Consider the following 24,954-nt stretch of genomic DNA (forward strand, 5'->3'; position numbering starts at 1 on the left):
AAGCCGATGACGAGGATAGCGCCTAATGTCATCGGCTTTTTTAATGTAGGGTAGTATTTACGCAGCAGGAATTTGCTGGGTAATGCAGTGAATATTGCCGCCACCGAGCAGGATTTCGCGCGCAGCTACGCCCACAATCTCATGCTCAGGGAAGATAGCTTGCAGTTTTTCAGCGGCAATGCCGTCAGTTGCCTCATCCAATAACGGGTACACGATACGGTTATTGGTAATGAGGAAGTTCACATAGGAACCGGCCAAACGTTCACTCGCGGTGCGTGGTACACCGGTGCCAGCACTCACACCTGCGGCTTCTTCTGCGGTGCAGAATAACGGTCCAGGTTGTGGTAGCAGATGCACTTTCAGCTGGCGGCCTTTAGCATCGGTGGTGTTCTGCAATACATCCAACGCGGCTTTCGAGCGCGCATATTGCGGATCGGACTCATCATCAGTCCAATGCAGAATCACTTCACCGGGGCGCGCAAAACAGCACATGTTGTCAACGTGGCCATCGGTTTCATCCATAAACACGCCTTCCGGCAACCAGATGATTTTTTCCACGTTCAAGTATTGCTTCAAATACTCTTCAATCTGCTCGCGAGTCAGCTCTGGGTTGCGGTTGCAGTTCAGCAAACACTCTTCAGTCGTTAAGCAGGTGCCTTCACCATCGACGTGGATTGAGCCACCTTCAAGGATGAGTGGTGCCACATAACGCTTCCAGCCGTGATGTTTGAGAATGCTGTTGGCGACCAATTCATCTTTGTCCCATGGGAAGTACAAGCCACCTTGTAAACCGCCCCAAGCGTTAAAGCCCCAGTCGATACCGCGACATTCACCTTCACCATTAATCACCATGGTTGGGCCGCTATCCCGAGTCCAGCAGTCGTTGCTTTCCATCGGTACCAGCGTCACTTCAGCCGGCATAACGGTTTTGGCCAGCGTCATCTGTCCCGCCGGTACTGCCATAAATACTGGGGTTGCGCCAGCAATCGCCTTTGCCACGTCGGCAAAGGTTTTTTGCGCGATAGTGGCATTTTCGCGCCAGTTATCAGGGCGGTAGGGCCAAATCATCCATACCGCTTGTTGTGGCGCCCACTCTGCAGGCATATAGAAGCCGTTAGTACGCGGCAAACTATGTAGCGTATTAGCCATGAACTGTGCCTCTTACCAGCTGGTTTCGCCGTCAGATGTCAAAATTGCTTCGTACATCGCTGGGCGACGGTCACGGAACAAGCCCCAAGAGATGCGTTGCTTGTCGATTTCAGCCAAATCAAATTCATGCACCAGTACGCACTCGCTGGTTTTGTCCGCTTGCGCTACCAATGCGCCAGTTTGGTCGGCAATGAAAGAAGAACCGTAGAAGGTCATTTCCAAACCTTCGATGAATTTACTCTTCTCAGTCCCGATACGGTTAGACGCAATCACTGGTACCAAGTTGGCGGCCGCATGACCTTGTTGAACGCGGGTCCAATGTGGTTGTGAGTCAATATCTGGGTATGCTGGCTCTGAGCCAATTGCGGTTGGGAAAAAGATCAACTCAGCGCCCAACAGTGCTAGGCTACGTGCAGTTTCTGGGAACCATTGATCCCAGCAAATGCCCACACCCACTTTGGCGTAACGGGTTTGCCACACCATAAAGCCAGTGTCGCCAGGCGTGAAGAATTGCTTTTCTTGATAGGCAGGGCCGTTAGGAATATGGGTTTTACGATAAACGTCCAGCATGGTGCCGTCGGCATCAATCATCACCAATGAGTTGTAGTGAGCATTGCCACGACGTTCAAAGAATGAAATCGGCAGCACCACTTCCAGCTCAGCCGCAACTGTTTGGAAATGCTTGATCAGTTTGCTGTCTTCGATGGTTTGCGCCAGTGCAAAGTGTTCTGGGCTTTGATCGATGCAAAAATACGGTGCTTCAAACAGCTCTTGGATCAAAATGATTTGTGCGCCTTTGGCAGCGGCTTCACGCACCAATTTTTCGGCGTTTTTGATGTTCGCTTCGGTATCCCAAGAACAAGCCATTTGGGTCGCAGCGACGGTAACTTTTGCCATGAACTCATCTCCAGTGTTGATGGACGGTAGGGGCAGTTGCCCAAGCATAGTTGAAGTGTAGGGACTTGCCTAAAATCCATCAAATGAATAATATTTATCTCACTATTTATATGGTGAATAATGAATGAAATTACACCAACTCGACCTCAATTTACTGTTGGCATTTGACGCCTTGATGATCGAGCGTAATGTCACCCGTGCTGCGGCGCGGATTTATCTTAGCCAACCGGCCATGAGCCATGCCCTGAATCGACTGCGGCAAGCGTTCAATGATCCCTTGTTAGTGCGCACGCCGCAGGGCATGTTACCGACCGAGCGCGCCTTGTCGCTGCATCAAGGAGTACAACAAGCGCTTAAGCTGTTAGAACAACAACTTGATGCGCCAGAACAGTTTGATCCTGCCAGTTCAAATCGGCGCTTTGTGATCAGTACTACCGACTATGTGGAATGCGTGCTGATCCCGCCGCTGATCGCCAAGCTCAATCAGCTGGCGCCCGGAGTACATATTGAAATTGAGATCCTGCGCGAAACCATCCCAGAGGTGGAATTAGCCAATGGTGACATTGATCTGGTGTTGGGCTTTGATGAATATATGCAAGTACCCGCTTATTTGGCGCGGGAAACTTGGCTGAGTGAACCCTTGGCGGCATTGGTGCGGCGTGAGCATCCGAGTATCACCGAGCAGATCAGTTTGCAGCAGTTGGTTGAAACGCCCCATGTGTTTCACTCGCCACTTGGCACTCACGATTCCATCATTGACCGATATCTGAAAAGCCAAGGGCTGACGCGGCAGATTTCGGTGAACAGTCAGAGTTATATGTCGGCGGCGGCTATTGTCAGTCAAACCGATCACTTGCTGGTATTGCCAGCACGGGTGGCTAAGATGCTCTGTGTCAGCGGCCAATTGCGGCAGGTGGCTTTGCCCAATGATATGCCCAATTATCAGCTCAACTGCGTTTGGCATCCGGTGCATCAAGGCTTAGCACCGTTAAATTGGTTAAAAGGATTGATGCGAGGCTTAGTTCATCAGTAAGCTGGCAAAATAACGAGCAATAAGGAGCAAGCGTGAACAAGGTTGAGATCAATATCGTCAAAGTGAATTACCGCCATCCCAAACAAGGCGCCGATCTGCTGAGCTTAATGCAACATTACGCCCAAGATCCCATGGGCGGTGGACGCCCATTAAGTGATAAAGTGATTGTGCAGCTGCTGCCCACCTTGGCGTCGACGCCGACAGCACTCAGCTTGCTGGCTTATCAAGGTGAGCGTGCCGTTGGTTTAGCGAATTGCTTTCTCGCATTCTCGACCTTTAATTGTGCGCCGATCCTCAATATTCATGATCTGGTGGTGCATAACAGCATGCGCCGCCAAGGGGTGGGGCAGCAACTATTGGCTGTGGCAGAACAACACGCCAAAGCGCTTGATTGTTGCAAGCTGACCTTAGAAGTGTTGTCCGGCAATACCTCTGCGCGAGATGCGTATATCAAAGCGGGATTTGCGCCGTATCAATTGCGTGCCGATAGCGGTACCGCAGAGTTTTGGCAAAAACCGTTGGGCTAAATTAAGGATGATGTTGTGAAGAAATGTTCGATGGCTGCGCTATTGCTATTAAGCGCCTGTAGCCACAGTACTACCACGCCGGTGGCATCTGATAAATGTGATTTTGCGACGGATTATCAAGTGGCGTTTACACGGTTGGATGAAACGCTGCAGCAGATTGCTCATGGTAGCGGTTGTTTTATTGAAGCGGATCTTAAGCAAGTTGGGGCACTTACGCCTAATCCTGTAACCGGGCATATGTCTGCGGTGCAGGCGGTTAAGATGGCTGTTGCAGGTACCGGGCTCACTGCGCAACACAGCAAACTCAACACCATTCAAGTGACTCAGCCGTAACCTGCCGAAATTTAGGCAAAAAAAAACCTCCACATACGCGAGGAGGCTAAATAAAAGCACTTCAGAGCCTCAAATTCTACCGATTTCCTGTTAAATGGCTCATGAATTAACGCCATGCTTTCATGCCGTCAAAGCATAGAAAGCGTGGCGCTATTAAGTTATGGAATGGCTCTTGGCAGTTATTTTTTTACCCAGCTTCCGCTACTGTCTTGTACCATATGGCCTTTTTCCGCTTTAGCAATGATCTTTTTGGCCGCTAACTTGGCCACGTCATCGGCGCTGATGCCGTTTTTCTGGGCAATCTGCTGGTATGCTGCCGTGCGCTTGGCATTCACGTCGTTCACTAACGCGGTGACATCTGCAGTGCTTTTTAACGCCGCGAGGTAGCCGTTAGTCTGCTCGCCAACCAGCCCTTGATCTTTGGCACTTTGTAAATCCAGTGCAAAGGCGGCAAAACTTAATGCCAATGTGGCGAATAAGGTGATCAAACGAAATTTCATAGTGGATTCCTTACAAATTAATCTGAGTCAAAATTGCCTTAGAACAGCGCGGTATCGGTGAGCAGATCGTCCAAGGCTTTGTCCACCTTGATGCGGATTTCATGCTCAATTTTGACGTTGAGGTTGATCACTATGGGTTTATCGGGTGGCTCAATTTTCACCGTTGGGGTACATGCGCTAACGAGATAACCCGCTAACAGCAAACCGAGCACTTTAGGTAATGTTTTCATGCTAGCTTCCTTTTTACTGCATCGATGCTTCCAGCCCCGTCTGCAATTTTTCACCAATGGTGAGACTTTGCAGTAGCTGCAGCAAATTTTCCTCATGAGAATAGTTTAAGTGTACTGGCCGTTCTATGCCTTGACCATGGCCTTTAATACTGAGTTGAATATGGGCATCACCGCTATCGGCCATATCGAGTTGCCCTAAAATCTCCTCATATTGCAACTGCTGTAGAAAATCGAGCACATAGTCGAGATAGGCTTGATTAGCGCGCATTTGAGCAATGGCCGGCGTGTTGTGCACCTCAATCACCCCCGGATAACGCGCGGCCAAATGGCCACCAGTGATAGCGACTTTGCGATCGGCAATGGTCAAGGGTAGCACGCCATCAAACACGCCAGTGGCACTAATGCTTTGCTGTGGATGCTGTTGTAGCAGTTGCTCGATATCCATGCCGCGTACCAGCAAGTAACCTGACGATTGTCCGTTTAAATCGAAGTTAAAATCAGGAATCGTCATCGTCCCATTAAGCGCTTGGGCGGATGCATCAAGCTGCAACACCGCGGCGGAAAATCCCGGTAATAGCCAGGAATCACGGATCTCTGCTGGGGCCGAAGGGGTGAAATCGCCACTGCCGTTGATGTCAATCTGACTCAGGGCAATGCCGGGGTTAAAACTGTCGGCGTGTAGGCTCACCTGCTGGCAGCCAATTTGACTGGTATCCACATTCGCTGGGGTGACTGAAAGTTGATAGCGGCAAGCAGCCTGTAGGGATAAACCGCTAAACGGCATCTGCTGATAATGGCCATTAGCATCGCTTAGTTTAGGCTGCATGGTGACATCTAGTGTCAACTGCTGAGCGCGTTGTTGCAGTGCCACCTTGGCGCTTAAGCTACTGATGCCATTCAACTGCCAATCCGGTTGCCATTGCATATTCTTAGCTGCGATCTGCTGCAATGTGGCCAACGGTGTTTGTAGTTGCCAATCGGCGTTGATTTGATAACCGTCAGCGGAGGGGCTGAAGTGGTGTTGGCTGTGGAGCGTGACATCATCCACTTGCCATTGTTCAACGCTGTGCAGCTGGCCGTGCTGCCAATCAAGTTGCTGCAGCAGTTGCAGGGTGCGTAAGTTGATTAAACTTTGTTGCTGCATCCCCAAACGGGTTTGTTTGCGCTGTGCCAGATGCGGTTGGCTGGCGCTGACACTGAATTGACCCTTGGCGGTTTGTTGCTGCAACTGGGGCCATAGCGGTTGGCGAGTATCTAGGGAGATGTTCTGCAATGCGGGCAACCCTACATCCAGCTGGTTCACACTCAGTTGATAGGGCGGCAACTCACCGGTTATTTGGCGTAATTGGTTGTCGGTGGCAGGCAAGCTAACGCTGAGCTTGCCATTTTGCCAAAGCACAGTGGCTTGCTGGCGCTGACTGGCGTTAAAGTTGTTTGCCGACAGTTGCTTATCACCAACTTTCGCTGTCAGTTGCGCTAACGTCACTTGTGCAGCTGGTGACAATGTTAGGCTTGCCTGCTGGTTATCACCAGTCCATTTCACTTCACCCGCCAATGCGATATTGGCCGCGCGGGAGGATGCTGACCAGTTAGCGTCATCAACACGAATCCCTTGTGGTAACGCCAGCAGCAATTGCCAATCACTGCTGAATGCCAGTGCCGCTTGTGTCGTCAGTGCTTCAGCTGAAAACGGAGCAGCGAGCGCCAGTTCGGTGTTTGTCAGTTTTAACTGCAGTTGCTGCTGGTTAAACCAATCAAACACGCGGGGCGATAGTTTGAGGGCGGGGATAGTTGCTCGCAGCTCCCCAGCGTCAAAAGTGTTGAGCGTGAGCCCTTGGTTGAGGTCAACGGTTAAGCCCAGCTCAGCATCGCTTTCGCTTACCGATGCATCATTGATATGGACTTGCTGCTGCAAGCGTTTGAGGGTGTTGCTCAGTTGGCGCTGAGTATCATCGCTGACTGCCAACAATTGGCTCCACGCTTGGCGTTGCTGCGATGTTAGCAATAGCGCGAGTTGCAGCGGTGCGAGGGTTAGCCTGCTTTGGTTATCGGTTGCCTGATATCGCATTGCCAGTGCTTGCGTAGGGCAGTTATCCACCACCTGAGCCGCTGTAGAATTGCCAGTTAACAGTAATGACGAATTTTCGGCATCTGGGAATCTTACCACCGGATCTCGCCAACAAACTGCCGCATCCAGCGCGCCATTTTTGATAGTCAGTTGCAGCTTGGCGCTCAGTTCTCCGCCAGCTTGCATCGATGCCAGTGGCCAATTCGATGCCAACCAAGGGTAGGCCGCGACTAACGGCTGCAGCCCGGCATCATTAAGCTGTTGTTGCAGTTGATACAAGGTGTTGAACGATAACTTCGTTTCTAACTGCCAGATAGCGTTCGCCAAATCGGCAGTCGGTAATTCGCCATCAAGCCTGAGTAGCGGCGGACTGTCGACGTGATTGCTGGAAAGCTCGGTATGAAACTCACCATCTTTTGCCAACTGCAAGCGGCTAAGTTGCAGCGCAAATCCGCTGTTTGCATTTTGATCTGCAGCATTGGCATCAGGCAGCAGTTTGATTTGGGTGACACCGAAGTCGAGCTCGGGGATATCGCCCACCAAAGGTAGCCATAACGGCTCAGTGCTGTCGGAGGGCAGCAATTGCGTCACAGGCACGCTAACTGTTGCCGATTGGTAGCGAATGGCAGCCATTGCTTGACTGAGCTGTTGGTAACGCTGCGCGCTCGGCAGTTGATACCAATCCCACAGTTGGGTAAGCGTTAATGGCTGCTTCAGTGACAAAGATACCTGCTCAAAACTCAGCTGGTTACCGGCATAACTAAAGGTAAGCGCGGGAAATTCAAGCGTGCGGTTATTGGCAATACGCCACTGCAGTTGGCTAAATTGCAGTTGATAGGGCGCGAGGTACTGGTTCAATTGTGGCACCAGCCAAGCGGGTTGCTGCCAAAGATAGCCGAGTAAGGCACATAGCAAGGCCAGCACTATGAGAATGCTGGCGCTGAACCACACTAACGTCCGTTTTAACCGGCGCAATCCTCGCTCCAATCAGCTGGGTGGTGCTTAGTCTACCCAGCGAATGCGGGTGCTAAGGGTATGGGATTCACCTGGGGCTAAGGTGACGGCATCTTCCAACACGTTGGCCGCTTCTAAACAGGCCATCTGCAGATAATCGTCGTCGTTAAAGCGCGATAGGCGTTGCGATTTTTCAATCCACGGATTCCACAACACTGCCGATTGGCTGTTTTCTCGGCTCACTTCAATGGTGCCGTTAACCGTTTGCAGCTGTTGCACTGGGCTTAACGCGGTATAAACCCGATCGGTTTCGCGTGTGAACTCAACGCTGTCGCCTTGTTGTATAAACGGCCCTTCACCAAACTCAATATACTTTGAACCCGCAAACCCGCTGGCCTGCAGTTGGTGAATATCACCAATAGGAAAATAGCTATGCAGCGCTTGGGTGAGGGTGAATGGCGTATCACCGAGATTTTGGTTAATGAGCTTGACCGTAAGGGTATCGCTTAACACCACTTCTAACATCACGCTGCTGTTGTGTGGCCAGTATTGCCGCTCAAATTGCGCGGCGGGCAGGCTGAATCTGAGCGTCACCACTTCATTTTCAACGTCGGTGCCGACCCAATCCCACATCTTGTTACGGGCAAAACCATGGGCGGGCCAATCCGCGTTTGCATGGTTACCAAACCACGGCCAACAGACGGGAATACCACCACGAATACCACCTGTACCCGGTTTATATTCGTCAGCGCTAGATACCCATAGCAACGGCGCTTTGCCTGTCGGGGCAAAATATTCTACTTGCGCCCCCTGCAAAAAGATCCGCGCTTCACACAGTGCCGAGTTAATTTGCAGATATTCCAACCCATTGGTATGCATCAGTTGGCGAATGCTAGCCATGATATCGTCCTCTCATCATTGGCATGATCAATGTGCCATAGCTTAACTGGTTTTACGTTACGATTTAAGTTGTTATCAGCAAACCTGTTCAACTTGGCCAATTTCTGCAACACTGCCGCAACCTTGTTAAAGAGAACTGCATCATGGATTTGAATTACGACGTTAACAACATCTTTGCTCGCATCCTTCGCGGCGAACTGCCCGCTATCAAAGTGTATGAAGACGAGTTTACTTTGGCGTTTATGGACATCATGCCGCAAATGCCCGGCCACTTGCTGGTGTTGCCCAAAGCGGAAGCGGTGACCTTGTATCAGCTGCCCGATGATTATGCGGTTGCGGTGTTAAGTACAATTAAAAAAGTGGGTAAAGCATTAGAACAAGCGATGGGCGTTGACGGCAGCAGTGTGTTTCAACATAACGGCAGTTACGCTGGGCAAACAGTGCCGCATCTGCATTTTCATCTGGTGCCAGGGCCACTAAAAGCGTTAAAAGCGCACGCCAGTGATATGGCACCAGCAGAAGATCTACAAGCGATTGCCGCGCGGATTCGGCAACACCTCGGCTAATGGCAAGCGCCTAAGTTTGAAAAATGCGATCTAGCACCTTTTGTAACTAAGGATGGCTCTCGCTTTTGGCGGCCACTTTCTACAATGGCTGCATTAGCAATGACGAGATTAAGAGGGCGACCATGACAGCCAAATTTACCTTAGAGCAATCACTTCGCGAGCATACCACCGCAGAACGTATCATCTGGTGTGCCGCTAACGAGCATTGTGATTATGTGGTGATGAAGGATGATGAAGAAGTGCACTTCACCCATTTTTCTGAGCCAGGTCGCCTGAAGTTGCTGCGTGCCGCCGCGCCGATTAACTCTGCCGAAGAGTTACAAGCCTTTGCCGAGCACGACTACGAGACCCGCGTTCTTCCGTTATACTCCTAACCTTTGTGACGCTTTGTATAAAGCGTTCAATTTTTGCTTTGCTTTAACCCATGGTCTATCTAGTGATAGTTACAATGTTAAGTGTAAGCTGGTTGGAATACATTGAATTTATTTGAGATTACTGTTGGCTATTTTGACGCTGATAATTAGCACTATTCCATTCTCTTACCATAGATATAAGAGTAATAGCTCTAATTTTTCTTAGTCATAAATGTTCTGAGATTGGTGTTATCGGAGAACTAAACTTCTCTCGGGTAGTAAAATGGATTGCGTATTGAGAGCAATTCATACACCTGGTAACACAAGGAAGAACAGTTATGAAAACATCAATTCTGGTTGGTCTATTAAGCTCTCTTATAGCTGCCAGTGCATGGGCAGTAGCTCCTGGAGAAAAAGCCAACGGTAGTACAACTATTTCGATATCAGACGCTCTCATGGGTACAAGTACGTGCCTAACATCAAGACCCCCTTATCAATCAAACTCAGCAAGCGCCACGTCGCAGGGAGCTTTCGCTGATGCGATATCTGCTGCTAATTCCTACATGATGATGTCTTATGCTGGAGACGTGTACGTTGATCTAACTCGTCATGGAAAAAATGGAGCTGTTCAACAAGTTGCGTTAAATGCAGGAATGGGGTCAGGAACTATATTCGCTCAAGTTGTAAATGCTCAAACTAGTGTGTCCGCAGATAGCGAAGCTATCGCAAAAGAACAGATAGAGGTTAATGCAGATGCAATTGCTGGAGCGCTGAAGTCCTGGTTCTTGGGTATTAATCGGGGTATCAAGATCGGATCTTTAGATTATACCGTCATGGCGGGTGCTCATGCATCATTAGGTTCTGATGCAATCGCTAATGCCGCAGCTAAAAGTTCAGCTGAAGCAGAAGCAGAAGCTGAGGCAACGGGTGAAAGTCGTTCGTCATCAAGTGCTGACGGAAATATCAATTCATCAAATAGTTCGTCGTTTTATATTCAAGGAGTAAATATTGAGCAGTTTAATGCGCATATGAACGCTGCTAGTGGAACAATTTTAAATGTACAGACTACCGCGTTGGCGCAAACGTATGCTAACGCTTTGGCTACATCGTTAGTTTATTCATTAGCTCGAGCATCTGCGGAAGCGGAATATTTGGGAAAGTTAAGTTTTGAGTATGACTTGCCAATTATAGGTCAAGGACAACTCCCGATTATTTCTGATCCTTATTCTGCCTCTAAAGTTGCTATGGTTATCGCCGGTAATGTTCAAGAGATCTCCTCTTTTGCTGACGCGGCAGCTGCAGCATCAGCTTTTACTTTAACTGGATCTTCAATTGAAATGGAACTGTCAGTTCATTATGAAAATGTTCCAGGTACTGACGATATTCTTGAAATTTATAAGGTTGGGGATCTAACGCTAGATTGTAATCATGTTACAACGAACGCTGATGCTGGCGCGATGACCAACATGGAATAGTGTTTTTGAAAATGTCCACTCTCAACGCTTGTTGTGTTGTTTGGTTTTATTGGGAGTGGATAATTATCGAACGTTGCGAATGTGTTAACACTATACTAATTAGCACTAGGTGGGCGACTCAAATAGCAACATTAACCGATGATGACAAACATGTTCGTCGTGAAAAAATGCTTAATAGTTTTGTTGAGCACCATGCTTCTCATCGGCTGTGCTGCCGACTCCGTTTCTCCATTAAATCCAAGTGAATTTATTCCAGACAAATCCATTGGAATATTCGTGGGTGAAATGGATGAAGAAGCTGTCCATAAAGTGCTGGGCACGCCACATCTTACTAATGCTTACTGGGGATTTGAGTTATTTATTGCGGAAATTGAGCAGACAGATGTTTTATATGCGCTGACGCCATGGCCTGTTCCAATTGCTCATCTTACTGATAAGTTACAACGATATACTCTGGTGACGTACGATTCTCATCATAAAGTGAGTGACATCGCCACAGGTATTTTTCGACGGCCTGCATCTTGGCGAAAAGTATCCCCCATCCAGCACAATTTTATGGCATTACATCTTCGCGCTGCGGAGTTAATGTTCTTTGTTGATCCCGAGGGAGAGCGGCAAGTAAATCTTCTTGCGACACCTCATCGACGTGATTCATATTTTAGCGCGGCTTCAGAGGGACGTTCTTGCTTGGTTGTGTTTGGATGTGGAAATGACGGCTGTGCGGATCAAGTTTCTGTGGATGCTAAGCCTGTTAGTAGACTTCCGTTACGCCAATCATTGGCCTACTGGTTCCAAGAAGGTGAGCGAGAGCGCTGGCTCGAAGACATTGAACCAACAGATGAAGCCGCCAAAAAGCCTTGGGTTGAATCATTAATAGCTATTCAACTAACTGATGGTGAACACCACTTTTATTTTTCTTCCAAATATCTTGGAGGACAGGGTGCTTTATCATTGAACTGCGCACAAGGTGAAATGATTTTCGTCACCATCCATGCGTCAAGTAACGAAAGCTTTTGGCGTCCAGAGTTAATTGATTGGCGTTTCGATATAACTAATACACTCCCTGAGCACTTCATGCGCAGGCCATTAGTGATGATGGATGATGGTAAATGGTATGTTTCTTTAAGTGTGGACAGCCAGTAGGTTAAGTTAAATCGACACGATATGTGTTTTTATCCATTCAATCACAGCGTACTTTGACTCTTTCATCAATTATTGTGTGGTTTAATACGAGGAGCCGGAATCACGAATAATTGATGATTACGCCAGAAAAATGCCCTAGGTCAGCGTTTTACGCCAAGCTAGGGCATTTTTGTTTGAGCATGTGGCTTTGTTGCCGATTTACTTACCGCTTATATCGATTCGATACTCCGCAAAACCGTTGTCATTGACGCTTAATTTTGTCATCGGCCGACGATGATTTTTCTCAATAAACGCCGCGGCTTTGTCACTGTCTTGGGTTGAAAAACGAATATCTAACGCCACGGCGCTGTTAATGTCGGCAAAATCCCAGTTGTTATCCGCTTGCGGGTTAACCTCACTCGAAAAGCCGCCTTTGCTATTCGGGTTCGACATCATGCTGATGTAATCCACCAAAGCTTTTCGGTTGGTATCTGGCAATTCCATCACTACATGATCTGCGCCAGTGCCCGCAAATTTACCGCCAAAAGCACGATAGTTATTGGTGGCGACCACAAAGGTCATTTTTTCGAGCGATTTACCGGTAATTAATGCGCCATCACCACTTTGATAACTGAGCTCAGTGATCCGCGAGGCCGTTGGATTAACGACGTTGCAGTCGCTATCGAACTTGCTCGGTTGAGTGACATCAATGCGATAGCTCACGCCATCAATCACATCAAAGTTATAGGTAGGATGGCTGAAGTTAATCAGTGGCTGCGGTGCGCTGCTGTTTGGGTCAATCTGATTGAATTGATTGGCCGAACATTCAAGCCAGTCTTTCAGCTCAGCGCCCGTCACCTTCACCGCCACCAAGGTATTGGGGTAGAGGTACAAATCCGCCGCGTTTTTAAAACTCAGTGGCCCACTGCTGACTTCAATATATTGACTGGCGTCGTTGGCGGAGGCTTGACGAGCACCGGCTTTAAACGGCGCTGCAGCAGACAGCACAGGCAAATCACGCAGTTCAGGTGGCAGCATCTGCGCCACTTTTACATGCTGCGCATCAGCCACAATCTGCACTGAAGGATCATCCTGTACCTGCGCTAAAAAGCTGTACATATCGGCATTGGCGCGACCAATCGGGCGCGACATATAAGCGATGGTGCCTTGATGTTCTTGGGCTACTGCTTGATGGATATGTTCATCAGCTGCCACCAATGGCTGACGCGACTTTGCATCAAAAATTGGTACCGCTTGCGCGCGGGCATCGGTCACTTGCCACTGGCCATCGTTGAGGCTCAAGGTCAAATCCACTTGACCCATATTATCGCCCCAACGTCCCGGCATCACTGCAGCTACGCCGTTCATTAAACCCTTTTCAACGTCGGTATTGGGCAGACCTTGATAACGGTCTGAAGGAAAGATTGAGTGGCTATGGCCAAACATAATCGCGTTGATGCCCGCCACGCGGGTGAGGGCATACACTGCATTTTCAGCAGCTGGGTCGCCAGGGTTCTCACTTGAACCAATGCCCGAGTGCGGAATGGCGATAATGATGTCGGCACCTTTGGCTTTCATCTCTGGCACCAGTTTTTCAGCCGTTGCCAGAATGCTGTCAGCACGGACTTTGCCGCTCAGATTTTGCGAATCCCACAACATAATTTGCGGCGGTACGAAACCGATGTAGCCGATATTCAAGGTATGTTGCTGGCCTTGAGTATCCGTCACTTGGGTCGGTTTAATTAAGTACGGCGTAAACAGATGCTCGCCACGCTTTTTGCCGCCCCAACAATCATCGGCATCGCAATACACGTTCGCGTTGATATAAGGGAACTTTGCCCCCGCCAGCGATTGCTGCAGAAACTCAAGGCCATAGTTAAACTCGTGGTTGCCAATGTTACCCACCGCATAATCGAGGGTGTTCATTGCCTTGTAAGCAGGGTGAATTTCACCTTGGCTAATGCCGTGATGTGCCACATAGTCGCCCATTGGGCTACCTTGCAGCAGGTCGCCGTTATCCACTAATACGCTATTGGTTGCGGTTGCTCGCGCAGCCTTGATCAAGCTTGCGGTGCGCGCCAAGCCAATGGTTGGGTCTTCTTTATCGGCGTAATAGTTGTAATCCATGATATTGGTGTGCAGATCGGAGGTTTCTAAAATCCGCAACTGCACTTCAGCAGCGTCTGCAGCGTTGATGGTGGCGCCAACGAAACTGGCGAGCAATGTCATGGCAAAAAAGCGGTTACGGGCCATAAAGCACCTTAATAACGGTTATTCAAAATCCAATAGCCGCATAGTTTGCCGTGTGAAAGTTCATCTGTGAAATTAATTTGCTAAATCTACGCCGATTTAACGCTTAAAAAATGTAACAGATTGAGCGACTTTGGCGCTGAGATAGCCGGTTTAAGCGGCAATTATCACGTGGTCATTGGCCAATAATCGATGTTGGTTTTTGATGCGCCGCAGGCGGTTTACAGCGCAATGCCCAATAAATTCTTATCATCGTAAAAATTCAAGTTTATGAAATAAATCGATTTTTGTCACAAATTGGCAAAGCTGCGCGCTGAATCGGCTAATTCAAGCGCAAATGCAGAAATTCTTACAACTCTGTCATTGTTTCAGCGGGGCAAAAATTGCTATGGTTGCTGCGGATTAAAATAGGATTACCGCCACCGCTGACCTCACTACTCAGCAAAAAAATAACGAAGCGGTAACCGCTATGACACAACTGGAGTCAAGATGCGTAAAACTTTAATAGCGACTGCGATCGGTGCAACGCTGGTTTTAAGTGCTTGTGGTGAATCAAAAACCCCAAGCGCTGAAACTAAAGCACCAGAAACTCAAACCAAAGCGGCTGCGCCTGCCACTGCTGAAAACGTACTGCTGAGCAAAAGCCCACTGGACTATGAAGCACCTCAGTACAACAAAATCCACGTTAGCGATTTCCTGCCAGCTTTTGATGCCGGTTTGAAACAGCACAACGAACAGATCCAAACCATCATCAACAACAGCGAAGCGCCTAGCTTTGACAACACCATTGTGGCGATGGAAAAGAATGGCCAAATTCTGGATCGCACCGTCCGTGCCTTCTTCCAATATTCAGGTTTGTTGTCTAACGACGAAATCCAGAAGCTGGAAGCGGAAATCATGCCACGTCTGACCGAACATTCAGACAACATCTACATGGATCCTAAGCTGTTTGCGCGCGTTCAAGCGATTTACGACAACAAAGATCAACTGACGGATGTTGTTGACCAACGTTTGGTTGAAAACTACTACAACAACTTTGTCCGCGCCGGTGCGAAATTGTCTGAAGCAGACCAAGCCAAACTGCGTGAACTGAATGGTGAGCTGTCTAAGCTGTCTACTGAGTTTGGTCAGAACATTCTTAAGTCATTTAAAGAAGACACCATTCTGGTGACTGACAAAGCGCAATTGGCTGGCCTGAACGACGATGAAATCGGCGCACTGGCTGATGCTGCGAAAAAAGCAGGTAAAGAAGGCTATTTGATCACTTTGGTGAACACCACTCGTCAACCTTTGCTGATGAGCTTGGATAACCGCGAACTGCGCCAAAAAATCTGGGAAACCTCAGCTAACCGCGCTAAAGACCTGAACGGTCCAATCGTTATCAAAGAAGCTGAACTGCGTGCCGACAAAGCCAAACTCTTGGGTTATGCCACTTGGGCTGACTACAAACTGGCTGACCAAATGGCCGGTAGCCCACAAGCAGTATTTGGCATTTTGGATGACCTCGCACCAAAAGCTGTTGAAAAAGCCAAAGTAGAAGCGGCTGATATTCAAGCAGAAATCAAAGCCGCGGGTGGTGATTTCGAACTCCAACCTTGGGATTGGAACTACTACGCTGAGAAAGTGCGTAAAGCCAAGTACGACTTAGATGAAAGCCAAACCAAGCCTTACTTTGAGCTGGATACCGTAGTAAACGACGGCTTATTCTTCGCCATGAACAAGCTGTACGGCATCAGCTTTAAACCACGTACCGACTTGCCAGTATGGGAAGAAAACGTCAAAGCGTGGGAAGTGTTGGATGCTGACGGTAGCACCATAGGTCTGTTCTATCTCGATCCATATGCCCGTACCGGCAAAAACGGTGGTGCATGGATGGATGAGATCGTGACTCAGAACTTCCTCAAAGGTCAAAAACCAGTGGTTTACAACGCGCTGAACATTCCAAAACCAGCAGCGGGTCAACCAACACTGCTGACATTTGATGAAGTGTCGACCATGTTCCACGAATTTGGTCATGGCATTCACGGTCTGTTCTCTCAAGTGAAATACCCAAGCCTTGCTGGTACTTCTACTGCACGTGACTTTGTGGAATTCCCATCACAAGCGAACGAAGATTGGGCCATCGACCCAGCAGTATTGGCAAACTACGCCAAGCATTACAAAACTGGTGAACCTATCCCTGCGGAACTGCTGAAGAAAATCCGCGCCGCAGCAAGCTTTAACCAAGGTTACAACACGGTTGAATACTTAGGTGCTGCACTACTGGATATGGAATGGCACTCAATCAAGCCAGGCACTGAAATCAAAGACGCCCAAGCCTTTGAAGCCGAAGCATTGGCAAAACACGGTTTGGACTATGCGCCAATCATGCCGCGTTACCGTTCAACTTACTTCAGCCACGCGTTCTCAGGCGGTTATAACGCAGGTTACTACGCGTACCTGTGGACTGAAGTGTTCGCCGCTGACTCATTTGCCCACATGACGGAAATGGGCGGCCTGAAACGTGAAAACGGCGACAAGTACCGTGCGACGGTATTGTCACAAGGTAACAGCCACGATTTGATGCAAGATTACATTAACTTCCGTGGTCATAAGCCAACCGTTGATGCACTGTTGAAACGTCGCGGCTTGGTTAACTAATTCGCGTTAGTTCATTACGCTTTTTATGAAAAACACTCGCTTTGGGCGAGTGTTTTTTTATGTCTGAAATACCTGTGGGATTGGTATTTCAGACTGGGTTCGTTGGTGTTGCTGGTGGATTTGTTTTTGCCTATTGGCAAGGGCGTAGCTGGTTTGACGCGGTGCGCTAAATCACCTGCGGTGGGCAATGCACAGACAATTCAGTGACACGCTGTGAACCCATCCGTGGGCGCTCGGCCTCGGCATCCATGCCTCGGACGGTCACTGACTTGTCTGTGCTGAGTAATCTCGGCGTTATCCTGCAGGTTACTGGTTGTTTGTGACGAAATGAAATGAAGAATGCCAGCCATGTTTCCTCATGTCGTTTTTCTGCGTCTGTACCGTAAAAGAGTCGTTTTTCGTTTTGGGCTCTAGTACAAAATTTTCTGATTTTACTATTGTGTTCAGAGAGATATGCGCTTAGATTAAATCGTATTTTGTATAAAAAAACGACATCGCTCGACGTGAAATTACGACATCATGTCGTCTAATATAATGTTACATGCTTCCAACTTTAAATCCTCAGTTCTAATTAAATAAGTTTTGAATATGGATGAAGAAAAAATTAAAAGCCTATTGACCAATGTTGATTCCTTAATAAATCACACTTGTCATTTCTCGTTTGATTTAACCAAGCCAGAGGGCAAAACCCATAAAGGTGTGTGCGTAAACTATACAGATTTGCAAGAAAGAAGAAGTGATTTTCTACGGGAGTTGAAGAATACGGTATGTAGTTGGGTTTATGGTAAGGATAAGTATAATAATCTTTTTCGAAAAGAATTAGAGAAAAGAGGCTATGACTACCAAAATGCTTCATCTCATATAGATAGTTTGGCAAGAGACAAGTTCAGAAAGGGAATCCCACAAGGTCAATTTGGTGAATTATTGCTATTCAATTTTCTGCAATATTTTTTCAAAGCTCCTGCCTTATTGAGAAAGATGCCCTTGACTACTAGTAGAGGACACGAGCGTTTCGGTGCCGACGCAATTCACTACAGAAAAAGTGATACAGAAAACATTATTTATATTGGAGAATCCAAAGCATATAAATCCAATTATAAATTCAAGCAAGCTTTTACCGAATCTCTCAGCAGCATAATTGGCACTTATAACTCTTTACAAGAAGAGTTGTTGTTATATACATATGATGATTTTATTGATCCACAGCTACAAAATGTTGCCGAGAAACTTAAAGATGGCGAGTTAGAAGATGTAAGATATGAACTTGTCTGTCTAATATCATATAATGAATTAAAAAGCCCTCTTGCTGAATGTGAAAAAGAAATAAAGAAAAATTTAGAAGGCATAATTCTAGAAAAATTTTCATCATTAGATTCTGATGTAACAAAATATATAGATAGACCATTAATCCAAAGGATTCACTACATAGTATTTCCTTTTTGGGATTTTGATGGGATGTTGGAAGGTTTTGACTCATGACTAATATATCCCGCTCGCAAAGAGAAATTGTGAACAATCTTTTAAAGATTGAACATAAAAATTACGCAGCTACGCTAGGATTGATCGATACTCCTACAATTCATCTTGAGAGAAAGGAGTTGGCAGAGGCTATATCGGTTGTTGACAGGCTGTCGAGAAACGATCAAGAGTTTGCAAAGCGTGTAGCAATATTGACAATTGCTTTATCATGGGAATACTCAAACAAAGATTACAAAGACTCATTGCGAGAAATATTTATCACAGCATTGACTCGGATGGGTATAGCTCCATCAACAGTATTAGTTGATGAGAACTACAAAAATGAAGGTATCTACAGCCCATTTAGTAGCTATATCAACAAACTCTCAGTTATTGCAAATCAATTAAAGTATGAAGTTAATATTAATGACAAAGCTTACCTACTAACAGATTTTCAAAAGAGTGTTTGGGATTCTATCGACACCAACAAAATTGTTTGTATATCAGCTCCAACATCAGCTGGTAAATCATTCTCAATATACTTAAAAATAATTCAAAAGCTGACGCAGGAATATAAAAAAATAGTATATGTTGTTCCTACAATAAGTCTTGTGAATCAGGTGACTACAGATCTTTCATGCTTGGTCAAAGAATTTAATCTTAATGACACTGAAATATTTACACACATTCAAGAAGTACAGCCAGAAAAGTATATCTATGTATTAACACAGGAGAGAGCTATTTCAGGATTCAGTGAAGAAGCTCACTTCGAGAATTTAGATATGTTAGTTGTAGATGAAATTCAAAATATTGAACGTGTTGCAAATGACGGTGATCAGAGGTCGAAAATATTATATGACTTTCTAAAAGAGATAAAACATCAGACCAATACGAAGAGGATTATTCTAAGTGGCCCTAGGCTAAAAAATATAGGAAACCTCGGGTTTGATATATTTAATGAAGTCTCATATGAAGCAGAAACAAAAGTACCACCAGTAGTCAATATTACTTATTCAGTGTCAAAATTCAACGGGAAGTTTTATTTCAATCAATACAGTGATATTGCCGAAGAGCCAAATTCTATTGTCATTCAGTACAATGAAAAAATTAAAGGATTAGGAGGTACACAATACAATGATAACTTCCATAGCTATTTAGACTTTATACTCGGGCGCATAAGTAATAAAAGTAATTTAATATTTTCACCAACAGCTAACCAAGCACGAAAGACAGCCATTTATCTGTCCAATAATGCACATGCTAAAAATAGAGAAAAAGTTGAGTCGCTTGCTGAATATATTGCAGAGTTCGTTCATAAAGACTATGACTTGGTTAGACTAGTACGGCAAGGCGTCGCTTATCATACAGCTAAACTCCCACTTCATATTCGATCTGCTATAGAAGACTCATTTTCAAATGGCATCATAAATAACATTGTTTGTACGACAACACTGATGCAGGGTGTTAATTTCCCGGCTTCAAACATAATTGTAAGAAATCCATATCTATTTACTAAGAGGATGAAAAACAGAGAGAATGTTAAACTATCAAACTATGAATTTTCAAACTTACGGGGTCGAGCTGGAAGGCTTCTAAAAGAATTTATTGGTAGAACAATCGTACTTGATGAATCTTCATTTGAAATAGAGCAAGAGAACGAAACTCTTTTTGAACACACCGAAAAAGAGCTGAGTACAGGCTATGGTGAGTACTACGAGAAATTTAAAGAAAATATAGATAATTCAATTGGAAATGATTCTTTTGTAGAAGATGGAAAAGAGAAGCATCTCATCACCTATATTAGACAAACGATATATAGGCATAGAGAAAATAGCTATTCACGCCTGCAAGAAGTAGGCATTAATATAAGTAAAGAACAAATACAAAAAAATATAGAGACTCTAGATGCTTTGAATGTCCCTTCTGGGGTTGTGTATAATAACAGGTATTGGGATCCATATGATCTTGATATCATATATAACGAGCTCAGAAGTAACAAAATTTGTAAGTTGCCCGCCAATATATGGGATAGTGGTACCCTTGATTCTCTAAAAAGCGCAACTATAACATTTTCACAAATCATGCCTTATTACTTTAATAAGTTCATTTCAAATCCAACTAAAGATAGTGAACAGTTAGATAAATATATCTGGAGTATCTGTAAGTATGCTACAGACTGGGGGAGGGAAAATCTTCTTCGAGATATATTAATGGAGCGTAACTTTTCTAATGATGCTAGTGATCAAATAGATAAAGCAGTGCAAACTATCTCATCAAAAGTGTGTTTTGGTTTGCCTATGTTACTCAAACCATTATCGGATATGTCTGAAGATGAAAACTCCATACTTAGTATTATTGAAAATGGAGCTTACAGTAAGATCACCAAATACCTTATTGCAAAAGGAATTCCGCGAGACACTGCTATTTACATTAAACAAACTGCTTTGGTAGATATTGATCAAGAAGATCCTGATTATCGTCAAATACAGAAAAGAATATCAGATTTAAGAGGTCATATCTCACCTTGGATATTCAGTCAAATCGAAAGTGCAGGCACGTAACAAATAAATTCAGGTGACGCCTACGGCGCACCTGATTTAGGCGTTAACCTCGAATGAAGTCTCGGTTAGATTAATGCTTGAAAAATCAATTAGGGGGATTATCAGTGAAACGAGAAATTTGTTTATTAGTCGTGTTTTAAAGAATTTTAGACAACTCTGTACTCACAGGATTGCACCTAAATTGCCAGCACATACGGGGCAGTGGCCGTCGCTAGTAAGGCGAATATCGCGTAGCGATGTGCTCATGAGCGCGAGCCAAGGATGGCGAGCTGGCCAATTACATGGATGTAATTGGCTGGCGTCGAGCTTATAGTGACATACTTGCAGCGTGCCACTGAACTGTATGTGCATTGGCCACCGCAGGTGATTGACCACATAAATATGACATCCAGCAAATAGGCAACATAGAATTGCAATGCAACAGGCATCACCGTAATCGATGAACGATTGCAAAGCCCTCCGCCAACGGCAAGAGGGCTTTTTGCATTAGGTTGAATGACATCGGGACCACTGTCCCTCGCTAGAGCTGCTACCGACTAAGCCAGCTTAGTGAACTTTCATCTGACTGTTATAAATGTTTAAAGTGACTGAAATTTTTAACGACTAGGATATCCGCGGTCTTCTTAACACTGTATGGATAGCTATGAAATTAAAAACAGTTGTATCGCTGGTATCTCTGGCGGTTGTTGGTTCGTTGTTAGCTGGTTGTAATTCCGATGATAAGCAGACTGAGGTTGAAGTGCAGACTTCCTCAGGTCGTTGGCTGACAGGTGATATTCACGTTCATACTGCAATTTCTCAAGATGCGCGCTCACCACTGACGGATGTGCTGGATAAGGCGTTTAACGCCTTTGATTTGGACTATGTCAGTATCTCCAACCATATGCGCGACAACAGCCAAGACAATGATGATAACGATGTCGGTGGTTTGCTGTATCACAAGGCGCTGACGCAATATGAACTGCCAGCCGTTGCGGCGCTGCGTGCTGAGCAGTATTCAGATAAGTTGATTTTCTCAAGCTTTGAGTGGGACATGCCAACCCACGAACACTACGGCATCGGCATTGTTTGGGATGACGCCAACCAAGCGCAGGGCGTAGCAGCGGTAAAAGAGTTTGAGTATCGTTTTAGCAACAAAAATGATGTGTCTGAGTTTGATGCTGCCGATGTTAGTCGCTGGGAAGCCGCGGGTGTGACGCGTCAAAATCAAACCCATGAAGACGGCTTGGCAGCACTTGCTTGGCTGGAGCAAAACTACCCAAGCTCAAGCTTTGGTATGCTGAATCACCCGCGTCGTTACGGCAGCAGCTACACCATTGAAGATATTCGCGACTTAAACAACGCCGCGCCTAATGTGTTTTTCTTGATTGAAGGCATGGTCGGTAACCAATTTAATGGTCATCGAGGCGACTATGCCGGTAGCAGTTTTGATGGTGTGTATGGCGGGGTAGACCCTGCGGTTGCCCAAGTTGGCGGCTGGTGGGATGCTCTGCTAGGCGAGGGGCGTAAGATTTGGAACGTGGCCAACTCAGATCATCACTTCAAAACCCGCGACAGCTTCGCCAGTGGCTATTATCCGGGCGAATACGCCAAAACCTTCACTTGGGTTGATGATGTCACCGATGCTGCAATGCCGATCTCTGCCCAAACGCTGCTGGACGCAATGCACACCGGCAACATGTGGGGCACTTATGGTGATTTGATTGACGCGCTTGATTTTAAAGCCGCAAGCAGCAACAACAGTGCAGCGACTATGGGGCAAACCCTTGCGGCCAAAGCGGGTGACGAAGTGACTATCACCATCCGTTTCAAATCGCCAGACACCAACAATCGCGAAGCTGTGGTCAATAATGAAATCTACGACGCGATGAATCCGGGTGTAAACCATGTGGATTTGATTGTGGGCGACGTGGGCAGTAAAGCCTTGCCGGGTTCAAGCGAATATAGCAGCGAAACCAATCCGTCTGCGCACGTAGTGCGTTCATTCACTGCGGATGATTGGACGGTAGACAGCGAAGGTTATGCGAGCATGAGCTACACCTTTACTGCGGCGAAACATCAGTATTTCCGCCTGCGCGGTACCAACTTGGCTTATAACGTGACAGGCTTAACCGCTAACGGCGAGCCGCAACGTTCTGCGATTGTAGATGGTGAAGATCCACAGTACTTTGAACTGTTAAACGAGCGCAACTATGGCGATTTGTGGTTCTACTCAAACCCGCTGTATGTTGAAGTGCAACCTTAAGCGCTGAGTAAAAAGCTCTGAGTAAAAAGCTCTGAGTAAAAAGCATTCGATACAATCTGTGTGAATTACTCAGGGAATGAGTAGATTACACGCGAGTTTATCCGCTGGTTTCGATATAGAAAAAGCGCTTTGGGCTTACGTCCAAAGCGCTTTTGTTTGGCTTAACGCAATTTAAGCTAGTGTGATTAGTATCGAATCATCACAGATTTCAGTTCAGTGTAGTCTTCGATAAAGGCTGAACCGTATTCACGGCCGATACCTGAACCTTTGGCACCACCGAATGGGACACCTGGGTCAACGATGGTGTGCATGTTCACCCACACAGTACCGGCTTCTACTTGGGGCACTAAGCGCAGTGCTTTGGACAAATCATGGGTCCAAATCGAAGCGGTCAGCCCGTAAGGCGAGTCGTTCATTTCGCGGATCAGTTCTTCTTCGGTGTCGTAGGTGGCAAGGGTTGCCACTGGGCCGAACACTTCTTCACGCCATGAGGTGCTTTGCAGCGATTTTGGACGGATCACCGTTGGTTTAACGAAGAAGCCAGGGCGATCATAGGTGCTGCCACCTACCACAAAACGGTCACCTTCTTTGCTGGCGGTTTCAAACGCTTCAATCACTTTGTTGTATTGATCTTGGGTGGCAACAGGGCCGAATTGGGCGTTTTCATCCATAGGGTCACCCGCTTCAATGCCTTCTAAGCGTTCACGAATGGCGGCTTCTACCGCATCCACTTGGCTTGAGTGCACTAAGAAACGTTCGGCAGAGGCACAGATCTGGCCGGTGTGCATAAAGCCCGCTTCAAACATGCCGTTGACGATCTCTTCCACGCTCATATCGGGTAGGAAGCCTGCGGCATTTTTACCGCCAAGTTCCAGCGTGACGTGTTTCAAGTTAGCTTTCATGGCGGCATCGGCAATGATGTGGCCAGTGCGAACTGAACCCGTCAGTGACACTTTAGCAATACGGTTATCAGGAATGATCTGGTCGCCTAATTTTCCGGGGCCGTTAATCACGTTCAATACTCCGTCTGGTAATCCCGCTTCTTTACCCAGTTCAGCCACGCGCAGCAGCGAGAACGGGGTAGGTGAGGCAGATTTCAGCAACGCGGTGTTACCGGTGGCTAAGGCTGCTCCCAGTTTCCAGATGGGGATCATTACTGGGAAGTTCCATGGAATAATACCGAATACCACGCCCAAAGGTTCGCGCAGGGTCATGGCGGTGTATTTTTCGCCATTAGCAGATGGCACCGATGGTGTCAGGGTTTGGCCAGCAATTTTGGTTGCCCAACCGGCGTAATAACGCAGGAATTGGGCTGCCCAACCCACTTCAATCATCCGTGACAATGACAGCAATTTACCGGATTGCAGGGTTTCCAACTGGGCGATCTCTTCGCCGTGCTGTTCAATCAGGTCTGCAAAACGCAGCAAAATGCGTTCTTTTTGCGCTGGGGTGGTTTCAGCCCATTCGCCTTTAAAGGCGGCATGCGCTGAGGCAATTGCTTGTTCCACTTCTTCAGGGGTTGCGCGGGCAACTGTGCCCACTAACTCGCCGTTTGCTGGGTTGTGGATCTGTTCGCGGTCAGTGCTTGAGCCGGGTACAGCTTTACCATTGATAAAGTGCCCTTGCTGACGCGCTAGGAAGGCTTTGACTTCAGGAAGTAGTGCTACGTTAGCCATAATAAAATGTCCTTATC

At 46.7% G+C, this 24,954-nt stretch carries 19 protein-coding genes; 11 read left to right on the forward strand and 8 right to left on the reverse strand.

Annotated elements, in window-relative coordinates; translation table 11 throughout:
* Positions 1 to 57: 57 nt before the first annotated feature.
* A complete protein-coding gene (aguA, locus tag JYB87_RS07140; RefSeq protein ID WP_207356182.1) occupies positions 58 to 1,149 on the reverse strand; it encodes an agmatine deiminase in 1,092 nt (363 codons plus the stop codon).
* 12 nt (positions 1,150 to 1,161) lie between these two features.
* Positions 1,162 to 2,046 carry an N-carbamoylputrescine amidase gene (gene aguB / locus JYB87_RS07145; RefSeq protein WP_207356183.1) on the reverse strand — a complete coding sequence of 295 codons (885 nt, stop codon included), beginning with the start codon at positions 2,044 to 2,046 and terminating at the stop codon, positions 1,162 to 1,164.
* A gap of 124 nt (positions 2,047 to 2,170) precedes the next feature.
* Here aguB and JYB87_RS07150 point away from each other — a divergent pair, with 124 nt between their 5' ends.
* From JYB87_RS07150 to JYB87_RS07160, 3 genes are read left to right on the forward strand one after another with little or no spacing between them, the layout of a single operon-like run.
* Positions 2,171 to 3,079 carry a LysR family transcriptional regulator gene (locus tag JYB87_RS07150; RefSeq protein WP_207356184.1) on the forward strand — a complete coding sequence of 303 codons (909 nt, stop codon included), beginning with the start codon at positions 2,171 to 2,173 and terminating at the stop codon, positions 3,077 to 3,079.
* Between the two features lie 32 nt (positions 3,080 to 3,111).
* Entirely contained in the window at positions 3,112 to 3,606 is a 495-nt protein-coding gene (locus tag JYB87_RS07155; protein WP_207356185.1) for a GNAT family N-acetyltransferase, read from the forward strand.
* A gap of 15 nt (positions 3,607 to 3,621) precedes the next feature.
* The gene (locus tag JYB87_RS07160; protein WP_207356186.1) at positions 3,622 to 3,939 is read left to right on the forward strand and encodes a hypothetical protein; all 318 of its coding nucleotides are present in this window, start codon (positions 3,622 to 3,624) and stop codon (positions 3,937 to 3,939) included.
* Positions 3,940 to 4,118: 179 nt separating this feature from the next.
* Here JYB87_RS07160 and JYB87_RS07165 read toward each other — a convergent pair whose 3' ends face one another.
* Genes JYB87_RS07165 through JYB87_RS07180 form a run of 4 tightly spaced genes read right to left on the reverse strand, consistent with a single transcriptional unit; the run spans position 4,119 to position 8,591 of the window.
* Positions 4,119 to 4,439 carry a YdbL family protein gene (locus tag JYB87_RS07165; protein WP_207356187.1) on the reverse strand — a complete coding sequence of 107 codons (321 nt, stop codon included), beginning with the start codon at positions 4,437 to 4,439 and terminating at the stop codon, positions 4,119 to 4,121.
* Positions 4,440 to 4,477: 38 nt separating this feature from the next.
* Positions 4,478 to 4,669: a YnbE family lipoprotein gene (locus JYB87_RS07170; protein ID WP_207356188.1), complete on the reverse strand. Its 192-nt coding sequence runs from the start codon at positions 4,667 to 4,669 to the stop codon at positions 4,478 to 4,480.
* Between the two features lie 13 nt (positions 4,670 to 4,682).
* On the reverse strand, positions 4,683 to 7,712 hold the full coding sequence (locus tag JYB87_RS07175; RefSeq protein WP_207356189.1) for an intermembrane phospholipid transport protein YdbH family protein: 3,030 nt from the start codon (positions 7,710 to 7,712) through the stop codon (positions 4,683 to 4,685).
* 27 nt (positions 7,713 to 7,739) lie between these two features.
* Positions 7,740 to 8,591, reverse strand: a complete 852-nt coding sequence (locus JYB87_RS07180) for a D-hexose-6-phosphate mutarotase (protein ID WP_207356190.1) — start codon at positions 8,589 to 8,591, stop codon at positions 7,740 to 7,742.
* A 143-nt stretch (positions 8,592 to 8,734) separates the two neighbouring features.
* On the opposite strand from JYB87_RS07180, the gene JYB87_RS07185 reads away from it, so the two are divergent.
* The 4 genes from JYB87_RS07185 to JYB87_RS07200 all read left to right on the forward strand — a co-directional run bounded on the left by JYB87_RS07185 (position 8,735) and on the right by JYB87_RS07200 (position 12,128).
* Positions 8,735 to 9,157, forward strand: coding sequence for an HIT family protein (locus JYB87_RS07185; protein WP_228729968.1), 423 nt, complete (start codon positions 8,735 to 8,737; stop codon positions 9,155 to 9,157).
* 122 nt (positions 9,158 to 9,279) lie between these two features.
* Positions 9,280 to 9,531, forward strand: coding sequence for a hypothetical protein (locus JYB87_RS07190; protein ID WP_207356191.1), 252 nt, complete (start codon positions 9,280 to 9,282; stop codon positions 9,529 to 9,531).
* 317 nt (positions 9,532 to 9,848) lie between these two features.
* Entirely contained in the window at positions 9,849 to 10,985 is a 1,137-nt protein-coding gene (locus JYB87_RS07195; RefSeq protein WP_207356192.1) for a hypothetical protein, read from the forward strand.
* Positions 10,986 to 11,123: 138 nt separating this feature from the next.
* Positions 11,124 to 12,128 carry a hypothetical protein gene (locus tag JYB87_RS07200; RefSeq protein ID WP_207356193.1) on the forward strand — a complete coding sequence of 335 codons (1,005 nt, stop codon included), beginning with the start codon at positions 11,124 to 11,126 and terminating at the stop codon, positions 12,126 to 12,128.
* A 198-nt stretch (positions 12,129 to 12,326) separates the two neighbouring features.
* Here the strand turns inward: JYB87_RS07200 and JYB87_RS07205 are convergent, their stop codons facing one another.
* Complete coding sequence (locus JYB87_RS07205) at positions 12,327 to 14,360, reverse strand: bifunctional 2',3'-cyclic-nucleotide 2'-phosphodiesterase/3'-nucleotidase (RefSeq protein WP_207356194.1); 2,034 nt, start codon at positions 14,358 to 14,360, stop codon at positions 12,327 to 12,329.
* Positions 14,361 to 14,846: 486 nt separating this feature from the next.
* On the opposite strand from JYB87_RS07205, the gene JYB87_RS07210 reads away from it, so the two are divergent.
* The 4 genes from JYB87_RS07210 to JYB87_RS07225 all read left to right on the forward strand — a co-directional run bounded on the left by JYB87_RS07210 (position 14,847) and on the right by JYB87_RS07225 (position 23,261).
* Positions 14,847 to 16,997 carry a M3 family metallopeptidase gene (locus JYB87_RS07210; RefSeq protein ID WP_207356195.1) on the forward strand — a complete coding sequence of 717 codons (2,151 nt, stop codon included), beginning with the start codon at positions 14,847 to 14,849 and terminating at the stop codon, positions 16,995 to 16,997.
* 588 nt (positions 16,998 to 17,585) lie between these two features.
* Positions 17,586 to 18,476 carry a HamA C-terminal domain-containing protein gene (locus tag JYB87_RS07215; RefSeq protein WP_207356196.1) on the forward strand — a complete coding sequence of 297 codons (891 nt, stop codon included), beginning with the start codon at positions 17,586 to 17,588 and terminating at the stop codon, positions 18,474 to 18,476.
* On the forward strand, positions 18,473 to 21,016 hold the full coding sequence (locus JYB87_RS07220) for a DEAD/DEAH box helicase (protein ID WP_207356197.1): 2,544 nt from the start codon (positions 18,473 to 18,475) through the stop codon (positions 21,014 to 21,016). Before JYB87_RS07215 ends, JYB87_RS07220 begins: the two co-directional genes overlap by 4 nt.
* A 643-nt stretch (positions 21,017 to 21,659) precedes the next feature.
* Complete coding sequence (locus tag JYB87_RS07225) at positions 21,660 to 23,261, forward strand: hypothetical protein (protein WP_207356198.1); 1,602 nt, start codon at positions 21,660 to 21,662, stop codon at positions 23,259 to 23,261.
* Positions 23,262 to 23,446: 185 nt separating this feature from the next.
* Here the strand turns inward: JYB87_RS07225 and JYB87_RS07230 are convergent, their stop codons facing one another.
* Entirely contained in the window at positions 23,447 to 24,937 is a 1,491-nt protein-coding gene (locus tag JYB87_RS07230) for an aldehyde dehydrogenase family protein (protein ID WP_207356199.1), read from the reverse strand.
* Positions 24,938 to 24,954 lie beyond the last annotated feature (17 nt).

The sequence above is a fragment of the Shewanella avicenniae genome, from assembly GCF_017354945.1.
Taxonomy (GTDB): Bacteria; Pseudomonadota; Gammaproteobacteria; order Enterobacterales; family Shewanellaceae; genus Shewanella; species Shewanella avicenniae.

Coding starts and splice junctions, on each gene's coding strand:
- aguA (WP_207356182.1), bottom strand. CDS start 1,149: ATGGCTAATACGCTACATAGTTTGCCGCGTACTAACGGCTTCTATATG.
- aguB (WP_207356183.1), bottom strand. CDS start 2,046: ATGGCAAAAGTTACCGTCGCTGCGACCCAAATGGCTTGTTCTTGGGAT.
- JYB87_RS07150 (WP_207356184.1), top strand. CDS start 2,171: ATGAAATTACACCAACTCGACCTCAATTTACTGTTGGCATTTGACGCC.
- JYB87_RS07165 (WP_207356187.1), bottom strand. CDS start 4,439: ATGAAATTTCGTTTGATCACCTTATTCGCCACATTGGCATTAAGTTTT.
- JYB87_RS07170 (WP_207356188.1), bottom strand. CDS start 4,669: ATGAAAACATTACCTAAAGTGCTCGGTTTGCTGTTAGCGGGTTATCTC.
- JYB87_RS07180 (WP_207356190.1), bottom strand. CDS start 8,591: ATGGCTAGCATTCGCCAACTGATGCATACCAATGGGTTGGAATATCTG.
- JYB87_RS07185 (WP_228729968.1), top strand. CDS start 8,735: ATGGATTTGAATTACGACGTTAACAACATCTTTGCTCGCATCCTTCGC.
- JYB87_RS07190 (WP_207356191.1), top strand. CDS start 9,280: ATGACAGCCAAATTTACCTTAGAGCAATCACTTCGCGAGCATACCACC.
- JYB87_RS07195 (WP_207356192.1), top strand. CDS start 9,849: ATGAAAACATCAATTCTGGTTGGTCTATTAAGCTCTCTTATAGCTGCC.
- JYB87_RS07200 (WP_207356193.1), top strand. CDS start 11,124: ATGATGACAAACATGTTCGTCGTGAAAAAATGCTTAATAGTTTTGTTG.
- JYB87_RS07205 (WP_207356194.1), bottom strand. CDS start 14,360: ATGGCCCGTAACCGCTTTTTTGCCATGACATTGCTCGCCAGTTTCGTT.
- JYB87_RS07210 (WP_207356195.1), top strand. CDS start 14,847: ATGCGTAAAACTTTAATAGCGACTGCGATCGGTGCAACGCTGGTTTTA.
- JYB87_RS07215 (WP_207356196.1), top strand. CDS start 17,586: ATGGATGAAGAAAAAATTAAAAGCCTATTGACCAATGTTGATTCCTTA.
- JYB87_RS07220 (WP_207356197.1), top strand. CDS start 18,473: ATGACTAATATATCCCGCTCGCAAAGAGAAATTGTGAACAATCTTTTA.
- JYB87_RS07225 (WP_207356198.1), top strand. CDS start 21,660: ATGAAATTAAAAACAGTTGTATCGCTGGTATCTCTGGCGGTTGTTGGT.
- JYB87_RS07230 (WP_207356199.1), bottom strand. CDS start 24,937: ATGGCTAACGTAGCACTACTTCCTGAAGTCAAAGCCTTCCTAGCGCGT.